Origin of the sequence: Leptospira licerasiae serovar Varillal str. VAR 010, from assembly GCF_000244755.1 — a bacterium.
Lineage (GTDB): Bacteria > Spirochaetota > Leptospiria > Leptospirales > Leptospiraceae > Leptospira_B > Leptospira_B licerasiae.
In genome coordinates this window covers 1-14,512 of record NZ_AHOO02000012.1, presented here as the reverse complement: position 1 = coordinate 14,512, position 14,512 = coordinate 1, and the positions used below count along the sequence as shown (strand labels likewise).

The following is a 14,512-nucleotide window of genomic DNA, read 5'->3' as shown; positions in this document are numbered from 1 at the left end:
AAACCCACATGATTATCGTTCCGTCTAAGGTTAGTTCAGGAGAAAGGGAGGCGAATGTAGCTTTAACGGAGCTAGTATCTTTGTATGGGAAAAAATTCATAAAAAACGCCAGGATCAGTATAAAACTTCCTAAAAAGATTGGTAGCACTTTGTTTGTGGATTTGTTCTTGGATTCTTCCTTACCCTTTAAGCTCAGGTGTACCAATAGGTATACAAGTCCGAATACTGCAATGATCGCAAGAAACACATAACGAGAGATGAGTGCCTGGAATTTCGCTTCTTCCGCGCTTGTTCCGGCTACTGCGTTTGAGATCATCCAATCCACGTCCATTTTATTGATATACGATCCCAGGTTTTGGTAGAGGAACATACCGAATACGATCAGTAAAAAAGCAGGTGTGATATATTGGATCACCCACCAAAAAAATTTAGGAAGTTGGGCGTGTGCACCTTTATGACCTTCTTCTAAACCTTTTTTAGCCCCGATCACCCAGCCGAAAATTACGATCTGCAAAGTGGCTAGGATATAAATGAGAACTGTTCCAACCCAGAAGTCTGCTTGGTCTAACGCATTAAAGTTTTTATTAAAATACAATATCGGGAAAGAAAGCCCGAACGTGAAAAGGAACAGAATAAAACTGGATGTAGTCCTTCTGATATGGAATGCTTCTTCCAAAAATACGATCACAGGTTGTAACATCGTTACGGAAGAAGTAAGCGCGGCTAAGAACAATACGAAATACCAAATGGCACCGAAAAACGATCCTCCCGGCATCAATGCAAACACGGAGGGTAGGGCGATAAATCCCATCCCGAATGTCCCAAAAGAAGTGGCGGAAACACCTAAGAACAGAAACGCTACAGGGATAGTGATCATTCCTCCGAACGCGACTTCGACAAACTCATTTAAAGAAGCGGCAGAAACGGAAGATAAGATCACATCGTTCTCTTTTTTGAGATAGCTGGAGAATACTAATGCGATCCCGAATCCTGCGGACAAAGTGAAAAATATCTGGCCTGCAGCAGAGATCCAAACCTTTGCTTCTCCTAAAGCGGCCCAGTTCGGGTTCCACATCTTTGCAAGTCCGAGCTCTATATTATCTAAGGTTAATACTCGAACAAGAACGATCACAGAACAGATCAACATAGAAGGAACAGCTATCTTAGCGAATATTTCGATTCCTTTAGCTATCCCTCTATACACTAAGATAAAGTTCATTAGAAAGCAGGCGAGGGTAGCGTAAAAAATTTTACCTTCGACTGCACTACCAGTCTCTTTAGCTCCCACTAAGGTATGAAAATGATTGGAAGAATTTTGGATGAGAGAGTTCAAATCCCCGTTCTCCGGTTTCAGGCTGATACTTCCAGTAACAAAATCGAAAGCGTAAGCCAGGCACCATGCTTCCACAAAAACATAATATACATAAATGAGTAATGGAATGGTAACTCCGATCGTTCCTAACAGTCTAAGAGGAACACCGGAAAGATAGGCACGGAACAGATTCGGAAAGCTATGTCCATGTTCTCCGCCCATTCTTCCCATCACCCATTCGGTGATACAGACCGGGATCCCGACTAGGATAAAGCTGATGATATAGGGAAGAAGGAAGGCTCCTCCTCCATTCTGCACAGCCTGTCCCGGAAATCGCAGGAAGTTTCCTAGTCCGATCGCGCCTGAGGCAACGGTTAATATGAGTCCAGTACGGGATTTCCAACTTTCCTTGGGCGGTTCTTTAGTCATGTGATGCACTATAATCCCAGTAAAATAGTCCTCCTTGTCAAAACGAATTCGGATTTAGAATTGGAAAAAAAAGAGACATAACCGATTGAGAATTGTCTATGACTTTCTGGCAGAAATTAACGAAAAAATGCTTTGAGCCCAGTCTAAGCTATAAGTCGAATCCATTATAGATCCGGTAGAAAAATGAAACTAGATAAGATCACATTAAAATTGAATGAGGCACTTTCGGGAGCCCAAAGCTCTTACGATAAGAATCCTGAGATACAAGAGGAACATATCATCGCTCAGATCCTAAACCAGGGTGATGGATTTGCGCCTCCTTTGTTTTCCAAACTGGGTTTGAATCTGCCCGCGTTCCTACGTAAAACGGAAGAATCGATCACAAGACTTCCCAGGGTAGAAGGTAATTCCGAAAAGGGATTTTCTAGGGCAGCAATCTCTCTTCTACAGTCCGCAGATAAAATAAGGGCCGAGTTGAAGGACGAATATCTTTCAACGGATCATGTTCTCTTGGCATTTCTGAAGAATGGTATTTCTTCTCTCCGCCAAGAATTCAATCAATTAGGACTCGATTATCCTAAATTGTTAAAAGCAGTAATAGAACTCAGAAAAGGACAACCAATCATGGATGATACTCCGGAAAACAAGGCAGATGCTTTAAAAAAATATGCAAAAAATCTAAATGAGCTGGCAAAGCTTGGTAAACTGGATCCTGTCATCGGCAGGGACGAGGAGATCAGAAGGACCATCCAAGTCCTGACTCGCAGGACCAAGAACAACCCTGTCCTTATCGGAGAACCGGGTGTGGGTAAAACTGCGATCGTAGAAGGACTCGCAGGTAAGATCATACAAGGAGAAGTTCCGGAAGGAATTAAATCTAAAACGATCTATGCCTTGGACCTGGGAGCGATGATCGCCGGTGCAAAATACAGGGGAGAATTCGAAGAAAGACTGAAAGCTACACTCGACGAAGTAAAACATAGTGATGGGAATATCATTCTGTTCATAGACGAGATCCATACTCTTGTAGGAGCGGGCGCGCAAGAGGGAGCGATGGACGCTTCTAATATGCTGAAACCTATGCTTGCTCGAGGCGAACTTCGTTGTATAGGCGCGACGACCCTAAAAGAATACCAAAAATATATCGAAAAGGACGCAGCATTAGAAAGAAGGTTCCAACCTGTTTATGTAAAAGAACCGACTGTGGAAGAAACAGTTACCATTCTTCGCGGTTTGAAAGACAGATACGAACTTCATCATGGAATTAAGATATTGGATTCGGCAATTGTGGCCGCTGCTAGTTTATCGAATCGTTATATAGCGGATCGTTTCCTTCCTGATAAGGCAGTGGACCTGATAGACGAGGCAAGTTCCAAGATGAGGATAGAAATGGATTCTATGCCTGAAGAATTGGACAAGCTGAGCAAAAAGATCCAGTCCTTAAAGATCGAAAAAGAGGCCTTAAAAAGAGAAACAGACCCTGCTTCCAAACAAAGAGTGGAGAATATCGCAAAAGAACTTTCCGAACAGGAAGAACTTTTCCGAAATCTAAAAGCGCGGTGGGATCTTGAAAAATCCAAAATTGCCAAAATTAAGGAGATCAAGGAAGAAACCGACAAATACAAGGTTCTCGAAGCGGAGGCGGAAAGAAGGGGAGAGATCAATAGAGTCGCGGAAATACGTTATGGAAAACTAATAGAGCTTTCCAAAGAAATGGAAAAGGCAAACGCGGAACTCAAAAAAATCTCCGGCTCGGGAAGACTTCTAAAAGAAGAAGTAGATGAGGAAGATATTGCAAACATAGTCTCTCGTTGGACCGGAATTCCTGTATCTAAAATGCTCCAGGGAGAAAAGGCAAAACTCCTTAAAATGGAAGATTCCCTGAAGATCAAGGTGATCGGTCAGGACCATGCTTTGGAATTATTGTCGGAAGCGATCCGTAGGTCCAGGGCAGGGATTGCGGATCCCCACCGTCCTATCGGTACATTCTTATTCTTAGGACCTACAGGTGTGGGTAAAACGGAGACTGCAAAAGCATTGTCTGAGTTCTTGTTCGATGATGTGAATGCAATGCTTCGAATCGATATGAGCGAATATATGGAAGCTCATTCCGTATCCAGACTCATAGGAGCTCCTCCAGGTTATATTGGACATGACGAGGGCGGGCAATTGACGGAAGCCGTAAGACGCAGACCTTACTCTGTTCTATTATTCGACGAAGTAGAGAAGGCCCATCCGGAAGTGTTCAATATATTCTTGCAGATACTGGACGAGGGTAGGCTGACAGATTCCAAGGGAAGGAGTGTGGACTTTAAGAATACGGTCATTATTCTCACTTCCAATCTTGGTTCGGACGTTTTAGGTTCAGCCGAGTATTCGGAAGAAGAAAAAGAAAGAATGGTGGAGCAAAGGTTGAAAAAACATTTCAAACCTGAGTTCTTGAACCGTTTGGACGAAGTCATACTGTTCAAATCCGTGGACGAGGCAATGATCGCTAAGATTGCGGAACTCCAATTGCAGAACATGGCCAAGAAGGCTGCGGAGAATGGACTAACAGTTAGTTTCACTCCTGCATTGAAAAAACATATAGTGCAGGCGGGTTTCGATCCGGAATACGGAGCAAGACCTTTGAAAAGACTGGTCCAAAGAGAGATCGGGAACGCACTCAGTAACTTCATACTGAAGGGAGAGTTTAAGGAAGGCCAAAGTATCGTTCTGGACTATTCCGGCGGAACAGTGATCGTAAAGTAGCCAAAAAAATAAAAACCCCGGGTGGGAAAACCTGGGGTTTTACACACTACAACACATAGTTGGGAAAAGAATGTGAAGTATTACTTTACGGGAGTATTACCTCCCGCGTTCGATTTAGAATTCTACTTTATGTAGAAATAATTCCTCTTTTTTCATTTTCAAAACTTTAGAAGCCATACTCTTGAAATCTTCAGGAGGCTCTAATAGTCCTAACTCCACTTTAGAAAGGAAAGGAGTTGAGACCTTTAATTTTTTAGCCATATCATATTGTTTAATTCCCAATTCTCTGCGTTTTGCCCAAAGTTTATTGGTAAGTCCTTGGCTGAATTCAGGATAAACCTCTTCTACCGGACTTTCGTTGAACAGCTTATCTAATGTCGTTTTCAAATATTTAGCACAAGCTTGTCTGAATTTTTCAGTAGGAGCTTGGCTTCCGGTTTCAATTTTGGAAAGGTAGCTAGGGGATACACCCAGAGCCCTTGCCATATCATATTGCTTGATTCCCCGTTTTTTGCGGAGCATATAGATGTGGTTGTTCATTCTTTTCCCCTTTTTAACCGTTTTAAAACGACCTTACTTAGCCTCAAGAATAAATTTCCATCATGCCTAACAGACACTTAAGTATAGAAATTTTTTCCAAAGTCGGCTTATACTAAGAGAGATAAGAATAAGAATCAAGCATTTGAAATCTTAATCTATAAAAAAAGGGCGTTAGACTTCTAGTAGTTTGTAGAACGCGGTCAGTAGTCCGAAGTACAAAGGTCTATAACCTTTTCGGACTACTGAACATGGATGTCTAAGCTATCGAGTAAACGATCAGATCTTACCTTCTTTCAATCTGCTGGAGTCCAGAATGAATTGGTAATCTGTTTTAAGCTTTTGAGTAAGTTCTCTAACGAAGTTTTGCTTCTTAGCTCGGATCAAATCTTCTTTGATTTTTTCTCTAACTTCTCCGTAAGGCATAGGGATCCTGTCTTGAGGATTATTCGGATTCGATTTAGCATAAGAGAACATTTTGGCAGCTTCGTACTGCTCTCTCATTTCTGCTTCGGAAACCGTTACATCGCTAGGAAGTTCTCTTTTGAATACCAAAGGTTGTACGATGTATAGTTTCATTACATTGAACATATCTTGGAAATCTTTGGATTCCAAGGCTTCTTTCAATTCAGTAGAATGATCCGCTATCTTATACCAAATATACTGTTGTCTGAAAAATTGGAGCACATTCGCTTTATCGTCCAGTTTGGAAGAGTCAAGACCGCTTTGTTTTGCCAATTGCTCCAGCTCGTTCAAAACGTCTTTGAACTTAACGGTTTCGCCTGTTTTGGTATTGGTCAATAAAACTGACTCGTGATTGAAAGAGTTCAAGTTATCCTGAGTGATATTCGCTTTTTCGAAACCTGCATTCTTGACTAATTGTTCTTCTTGTTCACTAACGGCAGTGAATAAGAATCTTTTTTTCATAAAGTCTTCGTAACGAGGAGCGATATCGTCCACTTTCAGATCCAAATAATTACGTTTTACTTCCGCTTTAATCTCTTCGGGAATTCCAGGAGTCTCAGTATACTTTTTAGCGAGAACTTTCAACTTTCCGAATTCTTTTGAGAAAAACTTTCCTACTCTAGAAGCGTAGATTGTTTCCACTCTTTCTACTCTTAAAATCAGGAATTTTTTCTTTCTAGGAGCTTTTGGATCCGCACCCGGAGGAAGTTGGTCATCGATCTCTTTTAAGATCCATTTCCCTTCATTTTCTGCAGCTTCTTTGTATAAAGCAAGGTTTGGATCATTACCACAATTTAAACACTGAGGTTCTAATAATCCGCCTACCGCTTTGTAAGCAGGTTGACTCGTATTATCCACTACATATTGAATAATTTCTTTTTTAGAAGAAAGTTTTTGGATACCTTCGAAAATACTTTGAGCTCTTTGTCTGGTAACTTCTTCGTCTTTAGGGTCGAAAGAGAAAACTGCGATCACTCTTACGAAAGCGAATTTTAATTTACCTACTTGTTCTAACTTCTCCGCTAAATTCCTTTGCAGGAAAGAAGCTGCCATCTGCGGCTTAGAATATTTTAGAAAAACAGCTAATTCATCTTCGGATACAAGTTTCTTTTCCGTATTGTACAAAGAGATCAATTTGAAAAGACCTAAAGTTTCCAGAAGTTGTGTTTGTTCTTCTTTGGTTGGATGATTCGGCTCCGGTTTGCGTCCGCCTGTATTGAGTTGGTAGAAGTTCCTGAGTTCTTTTCTGGTAACTGTGCCCCCTTTGAATGAGGCTAATACATCCGAGTCTGAATTACACTGAAAGAGTAATGCGGCCAGGATGGAGAGTACGATTATTTTTTTGTTCATGTTGTTTTATATAACCCGTTCTTTTCGGATCTCGAAAAGACTAGTATTTATGGATGGTCTTTCGGGCAGGTTGCTGCTTCTTACCTTGGATTTCAACGGATATTTCGCGAGTTAGGCGTTTTTCGTTGTCTTGGTAAAGTCCTTCGGCTGCCCTTGCACCGGAAGGATTGCCGGAAGAATTCCAATCGGAAGGAGTTTCTTTAGTCTTCATAGAAAGCATCTCTTGTTTTTGAGCGGAGAGCTTATCCATCTCTGATCCAATAGATACTTTTAAAGATTCGGAATAATCCCGGTCTGCTGCAATTCTATCCTTGATTTTGCCTAGTTCTGTCAGGTCCCTATCTATTTCTTCCGTTTTGCGTAAAAGATGAGCCACTTTAATTTTCATGGAATAAGACCTGGAACTTTAAACTTCAGTTCCTGAGTCTAGGCCCCAGGCTGCTTCTTGCAAGTAGGAAAAAAAGAGCCCGCAAGTGAGTATCATCAACTCCTCTCCCGGTTTGGATAGGCATATAAGAAGAAAGAAGGTGGAAAATAAGAGACCACTAAGTAGGTCCTTCTTTCCTTTCCAGATCACCCAAAATATTCCTAAAAATAACAATACAGATTTAAATAGGGAAGGTTCTAAGCCTGGATGCGCCGGCTCATATAAGATCCAAGCTCCCGAAAGTGAAACACAAAATACTAAAATAATAATACGAACCTGTTTCGGAATGGATAAAATTAGAAATAATGAAAGTGCCGGGATCAAAAAAGGAGAAAGTTCTCTCCTAGAAAAGGATAGGATACAGGAACCTGCCAATATTAGAACTCCTAATGTTTCCTTAAATGCAGGGGAACGACTTCCTAAAAAAGAAAAACCGCCGGAAGAGATCATTCCGGCAAGGGTCAGAGAAACAAGATCCAAAATGAACTCTGCAGATGTACCATCCCAAAAGGAAAGTGCACATAATGAGGCCGGAAAAAGTAAAAAACCGAGATTAGGTCTAAGGCTCTTAGAAGAATGGAACTGGGAGAATGCTATCGTAAGACAAAGCACCAAGGAACCGGAAAATGGAAATCCATAGGTTTTGAAAAACAGATAAGCAGAGGTGAAGAATAGAAAAACCATTTGTATCTATTGTGAAATTCCGGTATCTTGACGAATCGAACCGTTATGATCCTGAACGAGATTATCATCTCAACGGAAAAGATAGACAGCGTTCAAGTTCTGAAATTGCAGGGTTCTATCAACTCCTTTACGGAGAAAAAATTTAAGGATGTGCTTTCCTTGGCTGTTCGCCAGGGACCGGTCATCATGGATATGGAAGACGTACATTTGGTATCCTCCACTGGAGTCCAGGCCTTAAAAGAAGTGAGCCAATCCAGTTTTTCCAGTAAGAATAAACTCGTCCTTGTAAATATCTCCAAAGCTGTGATCAATGTTTTTAAAATGGCCGGCCTAAGCGGATTTTTCCTAATCGCAAACGACGAAGAGGCTGCCTTAAAGATGGCTTCTAAACGTTGATATTCTCGGATCTAAGATTGAAATCTCGGAAATAGAAAATGAAATCTGAAAAAACTTCTTCCTTTAATTATTTTAGAAAGGCCTGGCATTTGCTCGGGCTGATCATTCCTGCGTTCTATTATTTCGACGTATTTCATGGACAATTTTCGTTAGTGTATGCTACCCGCGCCATTCTAACAATTTTACTCGTTCTTTGTCTTGGGCTTTTGGTATTATTGGAATGGGCTAGGTTCCATATTCCCATTGTCCAAACCGTATTCGTAAGGTTTGCCGGTCCTTTATTGAAGGAAGAGGAAAAGTCAAGGATCAACGGAACATTCCCTTACTTTCTTTCCATAACGTTAGTTGTATTCTTCTTCCCTCCCGATATCGCAATTCTTTCCCTACTATTCTTGGTGATTGGAGATCCGATGGCTGCTTGGGTAGGAACTCATTTTGGGAAGAATAGATTTTCAAACGGTAAATCCAAAGAAGGGATACTTGCATTCATTTTATCTTCCACGATCGTAGGACTTTGGTTTATCTATGTGATCCAGTCGGGTTCTAGAGAATTCGGGATCTATCAATTTTCTTCCGGAGAGTTTTTACAGAATGTAATTTTAGTTTTGCCTGCGGTGATCGCCGCTGCAGTAACTGAACTGTATAGTGGAACTTATTGGAACGGCATCGTGGACGATAATCTTTTGATCCCGGTAGTTTCTGCAGTGGTATTGGGATTTTTTGCCTATTTTACTTTAGATTTAAGTATAGGGCAGATCTTTTTGAACCCGGTCCAGATCTTCGAAACATATTAAGAAAATTGAATTTTCTTTTTACTTTTTACGAAGAAGTTTTAAGGCGTTTTCTCCGCAGGAAGAACATGATACACGAAGTCGATTTTAGTCTTCGTGCTACCTTTGATCCCTTTTGCAGACCAAGTAAACTCTAGATCGGTAGGAAAGATGGAAGTTTCGTAAGGATATTGACCCAAACGATTTTCCTTTTTCTGTTTTTCCTTTACCATAGAGCCTAAGTAATTAAAGGAACCGATCCAATCTTCCCCGATCTCGAAACCTTCCATTTTACCTTTAACTCCTGCAAATTCATACATTGCAAAGTAGGTCTCTTGGATCTGCTTTCTTTCCTCCGGGCTCATCCTACGATTCATTCTAAGAACGAAACCGGGAGTTTCTCGAGCATGAAAATAAAGATAATTCCCTAATTCTTCCCAGGTGTTCGGCTTTTTTGCATTCGGAATATCTACTGAATATTTTTTATTTAGGGGAGAAGGTTCTCTGCAAACCCCATCCCGAGTGAAATAGTCGCAAAGTTCCACATTGCTAACGGAAAGAACAGAAGGTTCGCAGGCTGCGAATACAATCAGAGACAAAGATATAAATTTAACGTTTTTCCAAAGAGCTAACATAAGATTCTCGTAAATTAGTAAAAAAGTATAGAACTTCAGGATGTTTAAAAAATTCCCACGCAGCTGTTTCCGGGACCCATTTTTGTCCCTGATACGTATAAATGATTTCCGCGAATACTCCATGGAACAGATAGATCCTATGTAGATCTTCCTCAAGAGAGGCCAAAACCAAATTATAAGGAGTGAGATAACCAGGTAATACTCTGATGGACTCGTCCGATTTACGCAAATAGGTCTGAAATTTGGTACATTCTTTTTGGAGGCTCGGGAGCTCCTCTCTGGAAATCCTTCTCTTTAGAGAAAGAATACGGGTGAATCTTCCGATGGGAGAATCTAAAAAATTCTCGAATTGATGGGTCCATTTAGGGAGAGGTTTGGATTCGTATAATGCCTGAGAAAATGCGTCTTCTGCCTTTTCTTTTAAACGATAGTAAGCCTCTTCATTTTCATAGGAAACCACTATAAAGAAAGAAGCTGGAAGAGGTTTTTTGGGTTTGGAAGAGGTTTGTTTGGAATTCACTTGGTTAAAGCTTCGTTTCAGGCAGCAGGTTATAATTTGGAATCGAAATAATCCAGCAGAATTTTAGTAAGCCAACGACCATCCGGAAGATCCGGATTAGAATCGGTCACAAATCCCACATGACCTCCTTGTTTGGTCAGAATGGTTTTTAAGTTGGGAAGTTTGGACCAGTCGATAGAGTTCCATTCGAATAAAGGTACGACAGGATCGTCTTCCGCATGGATCAATATTCCCGGATGAGTGATCGATTGGATATAACCGATACAGGAATTCTTTTTATAATATTCCATTGCGCTAGGATAACCGAAAGAAGGAGCGGTGATCATATCGTCGAAGTCGAAAAAAGTCTTTATCTTCTTGGAATTTTCCAACTGTACAGGAGTTAGATCTAAGATACCTTCTTTGATCTTCTTCTTAAAACTACTGATAAAATGATTTCTATAAAATCTTCCGGAAAGTGAGTCTATAAAATCGCAATTTTTTGCAAGATCCAGAGGAGGGGAGACTGCGGAGAATGCGAGCGACTTATGATTTCTGGATTCTCCGAAAAATTTCAGGACTAGGTTTGCGGATAGAGAGAATCCGGATACAAAGATCTTTTTGCTCAGATACTCATACATATAATCCAGAACATCCTGAACATCTTCCGACTGACCCGCGTAATACGATTTACGAGCGAATCCTCTTCCTCTACCGCAGTTTCGTAAATTCATACGAATCACGCCGTATCCTCTTTCCAGAGCGGAAGTTGCAAGAGATACTAAATACGAACTTTCCGAATCTCCTTCCATCCCATGGATCATAAGTATATAAGTTCCGTTGGAAGGAATGGAACTCTTACGATAGGAAGAAACTGGAGGGTTATGTTCTAACCAGAGTTTATCTCCCGATTCTCCGCTTACAGTGAGAAGGATGTCTTCGCAGTAATAGGAAGTCCTAAGTGGATTTTCTGGAGGAAAAAGTGTACTGTAAATAGTTTGAGCGTGTTTGCCCGAGACGAATCTTTTAGGTCGAAAATGAGAAGCTTCCATGGATCAACGGATTTCGTTTTCTTTAAAAAACTCTTTCCACTCTTCTTCTTGTTCTTTTTTTAAAAGTGATTTTTTATCTAAGAACTTCCTGAACTTTTTGAGAAAAACTTTTCCTTTCTCTCTGATCTTTGCATCATCCGGAAACATATCTTCCAAATAAAAATTCAAGAATTCATCTAATTCGAAACCACCCAGGTCGGAGATTAGGATTTTTTCAGAGGTATGTTCTGGATTCTCAAATAATAGCTCTGAGAATTCCAGAAAAAGGGAAGGCATTTCTTTTTCTGCAAGATTAGCTCCTTCCGGAATAGTTTCCAGAAAGGAGCGAACGGTTTCTTCTAAGGAAGAGGGACCAGACAAGTTAGAAAACCTTAATTTTGTTTCGGGAATTCGATTTTGGTAGCAAGAATGTCTACGATCCCGTATTTGATCGCTTCTTCTGCGTCCATATAATAGTCTCTGTCCGTGTCTTCTTCCAACTTTTCGACAGGGTGACCGCAAGCATCTGCAAGTATTTGGTTCAATCTTGCTCTGGTCTTTAGGATCTCTTCTGCTTGGATCTTAAGATCTGATGCAGGAGCTACGATCTGTCCACCGATACTAGGTTGGTGGATCATAACTTTACCATTAGGCCAAATAGATCTTTTTCCTTTTACTCCTGCTGCTAAAAGAACGGATCCCATAGAAGCAGCGAGTCCCATACAAACTGTATGAACTGGAGAAGAGATCATCTTCATTGTGTCGTAGATGGTAAGTCCGGAAGTAACAACTCCTCCGGGACTATTGATATAGAATGTAATTTCTTTTCCTGGGTCCGCCATTTCCAGATAGAGTAGTTTGCCTACGATGTCTTTTGCGGATTCATCTGTAACCGCACCCCATAAGAAAATTTTTCTATGGTCGATGAACTTTTTGGAAATTTTGCTACCGGCTAATTCTTCGATTACTTCGGATATTTTTTCAGTCTCAGACATTCTGGCTCCCTTAAGCAGCGGTTCGTTCTTCCAGTTTCTTCCTCCGTAATTTCCTGAAAACTCCAATAAATACGAAAGCTACAAAGGAAACGTAAAAAAAGCGAAGTAACTGGATCGGAGGGACCGGCATATCACGGTCCGCTCTTAAAGCAATTAGACGAGAGGCGAGGACCGGACGATTCTCCGCTTTCGGTTCTGGCTCCCTAAATTTAATAATTTGTGCGTTTTCTGAGAGAAGATAATACTTTCTAGCTTCTTTCTCTAGTGCAACCTTATCGTCGCGTAGAAGTTTTTGCCTTTCTTCTAGTTGTCTATTCTCATACTCCAGTCTTTCCACATCCAAACGAAGGCTGGAAAGACTGGTTTCTAGGGTAGATCTTACGACCAAACCTGACTCTCCTAGTACCGTGAAATAAAACATTCCGGATAGGAAGAGCAGAAGTAAAAACAGTTTGTTCGCCAGATTTATACCCATAGAAGTTCAGAGATTATAGAATGTATTTCTCCCTTTGTAAACCGCAGAAGAACCTAATTCTTCCTCGATCCTCAAAAGTTCGTTGTATTTAGCGATCCTATCGGTCCTGGAAAGGGAACCAGTTTTGATCTGGCCCGCGTTCGTACCTACCGCGATATGCGAAATGGTTACGTCCTCGGTTTCTCCAGATCTATGGCTGATCACATTCGTATATTTGGCTTTTTTAGCCATATCGATGGACGCCAATGTTTCGGATAAACTTCCGATTTGGTTCACTTTGATCAGGATGGAATTACCCACCTTTTGGGAAATTCCCTGAGAAAGTTTTTCTATATTGGTAACGAACAAGTCGTCTCCAACGAGTTGGATCTTCTTACCTAATTTCTCGCTTAGAAGTTTCCAACCTTCCCAGTCGTTCTCATCTAGACCGTCTTCAATAGTAATGATCGGATACTTTGAGACTAGATTTGAATAGTATTCCACTAATTCTGCGCTAGAGAACTCTTTATTTCCTTCTCCGCCCAGAACGTATTTTTTCTTGGATTTATCGAAAAACTCGGAAGAAGCAGCATCCAGGCCCAATAATACGTCTTTTTCAGGCTTATAACCCGCTTTTTCGATGGCTTGGAGGATGACTTCTAACCCTTCCAGGTTGCTTGCCAGGTCAGGTGCAAATCCACCCTCGTCTCCGACTGCAGTATTCAATTTTTTGGATTTAAGAACAGACTTAAGGCTGTGAAAAACTTCTGCCCCGACTCTTAAAGCTTCGCGGAAACTATTTACTCCCACGGGAAGGATCATAAATTCTTGGAAGTCCACGTTATTGTCTGCGTGAGCTCCTCCGTTTATGATGTTCATCATTGGAACAGGAAGCTCTTTTGCGAAATTCCCGCCTATGTATCTGTAAAGTGGAAGTCTCGCATGAGACGCTGCTGCTTTTGCTACCGCAAGGGAAGTTCCGAGGATCGCATTTGCACCTAATTTGGATTTGTTTTTGGTTCCGTCCTTATCCAACATAAGGAAATCGATTCGATTCTGGTCTAAAGCATCTTCGCCTATTAGAATGTCTTTGATCTTGACGTTTACATGATCTACAGCTTTCAGGACACCTTTTCCTAAGTAGCGGGATTTATCTCCGTCTCTTAATTCTACTGCTTCGTATTCCCCAGTGGAGGCTCCGGAGGGGACTGCGGCTCTACCGAATGAGCCGTCTTCCAGCTTTACATCTACTTCTACCGTAGGATTTCCTCTGGAATCCATGATTTCGCGGGCGCGGATCGCCGAAATTTTGGAAGATTGGGACATGTGATTCTTATAATACCTATCTCTTATAGATTTTTCCTGAAATCCTTTTGTCACAGGGAAATAAATCAAGCGGGAAAAGGAGGAAAAAAGATTGCCTCGGCGGGCCGTAAAGATAGAAATCCATCGATGAAAACGACAGAAAAGCATTCCATATTCTTTCATATTTCCTTCACAATACTATGTATCATAGTTTTATTGCTTCCGATCCCGGCTACCAGCGGCTGGAGAATGTTTTTTTCAGTTATAGTGTATAATATCTCTCTACCGATCGTTGCTCAGGTTTGGGAACATGATCGTTGGATGGACTGAGCTACCGGGGTTACCCCGTAAAGGGGTCCCGTAACCGTAACCCGTAACGGGGGGGTAACTTTAACGGGGTACGTACGTACGTACGTACGTACGTACGTACGTACGTACGTACGTACGTACGTACGTACGTACGTACGTACGG

15 protein-coding genes and 1 pseudogene are annotated in these 14,512 nt (G+C 41.3%); 5 read left to right on the top strand and 11 right to left on the bottom strand.

All coding sequences use genetic code 11. The features are described from left to right. Positions 1-76: 76 nt before the first annotated feature. Positions 77-1,741: pseudogene (locus tag LEP1GSC185_RS15005) on the bottom strand (sodium-dependent transporter); the annotation flags it as partial. Positions 1,742-1,924: 183 nt separating this feature from the next. Between LEP1GSC185_RS15005 and clpB the strand changes: the two are divergent. Next, positions 1,925-4,492 carry an ATP-dependent chaperone ClpB gene (gene clpB, locus LEP1GSC185_RS15000; RefSeq protein WP_008591735.1) on the top strand — a complete coding sequence of 856 codons (2,568 nt, stop codon included), beginning with the start codon at positions 1,925-1,927 and terminating at the stop codon, positions 4,490-4,492. A 114-nt stretch (positions 4,493-4,606) separates the two neighbouring features. Here the strand turns inward: clpB and LEP1GSC185_RS14995 are convergent, their stop codons facing one another. The 3 genes from LEP1GSC185_RS14995 to LEP1GSC185_RS14985 all read right to left on the bottom strand — a co-directional run bounded on the left by LEP1GSC185_RS14995 (position 4,607) and on the right by LEP1GSC185_RS14985 (position 7,232). Further along, positions 4,607-5,014, bottom strand: a complete 408-nt coding sequence (locus tag LEP1GSC185_RS14995; RefSeq protein ID WP_010515694.1) for a helix-turn-helix domain-containing protein — start codon at positions 5,012-5,014, stop codon at positions 4,607-4,609. Between the two features lie 294 nt (positions 5,015-5,308). Beyond that, positions 5,309-6,844, bottom strand: a complete 1,536-nt coding sequence (locus LEP1GSC185_RS19955; protein ID WP_008591523.1) for an LIC12015 family putative lipoprotein — start codon at positions 6,842-6,844, stop codon at positions 5,309-5,311. Positions 6,845-6,884: 40 nt separating this feature from the next. After that, positions 6,885-7,232 (bottom strand): hypothetical protein, encoded by a 348-nt coding sequence (locus LEP1GSC185_RS14985; RefSeq protein WP_008590437.1) that lies wholly within the window; start codon positions 7,230-7,232, stop codon positions 6,885-6,887. Positions 7,233-7,317: 85 nt separating this feature from the next. Between LEP1GSC185_RS14985 and LEP1GSC185_RS20080 the strand changes: the two genes are divergently transcribed. From LEP1GSC185_RS20080 to LEP1GSC185_RS14970, 3 genes are all read left to right on the top strand, one after another. Next, complete coding sequence (locus tag LEP1GSC185_RS20080) at positions 7,318-7,911, top strand: hypothetical protein (protein ID WP_175284898.1); 594 nt, start codon at positions 7,318-7,320, stop codon at positions 7,909-7,911. An 89-nt stretch (positions 7,912-8,000) separates the two neighbouring features. Further along, on the top strand, positions 8,001-8,351 hold the full coding sequence (locus tag LEP1GSC185_RS14975) for an STAS domain-containing protein (RefSeq protein ID WP_008590048.1): 351 nt from the start codon (positions 8,001-8,003) through the stop codon (positions 8,349-8,351). Positions 8,352-8,389: 38 nt separating this feature from the next. Next, on the top strand, positions 8,390-9,145 hold the full coding sequence (locus LEP1GSC185_RS14970) for a diacylglycerol/polyprenol kinase family protein (protein ID WP_008589503.1): 756 nt from the start codon (positions 8,390-8,392) through the stop codon (positions 9,143-9,145). A gap of 38 nt (positions 9,146-9,183) precedes the next feature. Here LEP1GSC185_RS14970 and lcpA read toward each other — a convergent pair whose 3' ends face one another. From lcpA to eno, 7 genes are read right to left on the bottom strand one after another with little or no spacing between them, the layout of a single operon-like run. Further along, positions 9,184-9,756: a complement regulator-acquiring protein LcpA gene (gene lcpA / locus LEP1GSC185_RS14965; protein ID WP_008590924.1), complete on the bottom strand. Its 573-nt coding sequence runs from the start codon at positions 9,754-9,756 to the stop codon at positions 9,184-9,186. Continuing rightward, complete coding sequence (locus LEP1GSC185_RS14960) at positions 9,731-10,276, bottom strand: DUF4416 family protein (RefSeq protein ID WP_008590852.1); 546 nt, start codon at positions 10,274-10,276, stop codon at positions 9,731-9,733. The genes lcpA and LEP1GSC185_RS14960 overlap by 26 nt, the downstream gene beginning before the upstream one ends. A 29-nt stretch (positions 10,277-10,305) precedes the next feature. Continuing rightward, positions 10,306-11,307: a YheT family hydrolase gene (locus tag LEP1GSC185_RS14955; protein WP_008589441.1), complete on the bottom strand. Its 1,002-nt coding sequence runs from the start codon at positions 11,305-11,307 to the stop codon at positions 10,306-10,308. 3 nt (positions 11,308-11,310) lie between these two features. After that, the gene (locus tag LEP1GSC185_RS14950) at positions 11,311-11,667 is read right to left on the bottom strand and encodes a hypothetical protein (RefSeq protein WP_008591224.1); all 357 of its coding nucleotides are present in this window, start codon (positions 11,665-11,667) and stop codon (positions 11,311-11,313) included. A gap of 11 nt (positions 11,668-11,678) precedes the next feature. Further along, positions 11,679-12,281 (bottom strand): ClpP family protease, encoded by a 603-nt coding sequence (locus tag LEP1GSC185_RS14945; RefSeq protein WP_008589791.1) that lies wholly within the window; start codon positions 12,279-12,281, stop codon positions 11,679-11,681. A gap of 10 nt (positions 12,282-12,291) precedes the next feature. Then, entirely contained in the window at positions 12,292-12,756 is a 465-nt protein-coding gene (locus LEP1GSC185_RS14940; protein ID WP_010515687.1) for a septum formation initiator family protein, read from the bottom strand. A 6-nt stretch (positions 12,757-12,762) separates the two neighbouring features. Next, positions 12,763-14,061, bottom strand: a complete 1,299-nt coding sequence (eno, locus tag LEP1GSC185_RS14935; RefSeq protein WP_008590140.1) for a phosphopyruvate hydratase — start codon at positions 14,059-14,061, stop codon at positions 12,763-12,765. 126 nt (positions 14,062-14,187) lie between these two features. Between eno and LEP1GSC185_RS20345 the strand changes: the two genes are divergently transcribed. Continuing rightward, positions 14,188-14,370 carry a hypothetical protein gene (locus tag LEP1GSC185_RS20345; RefSeq protein WP_008597110.1) on the top strand — a complete coding sequence of 61 codons (183 nt, stop codon included), beginning with the start codon at positions 14,188-14,190 and terminating at the stop codon, positions 14,368-14,370. Positions 14,371-14,512 lie beyond the last annotated feature (142 nt).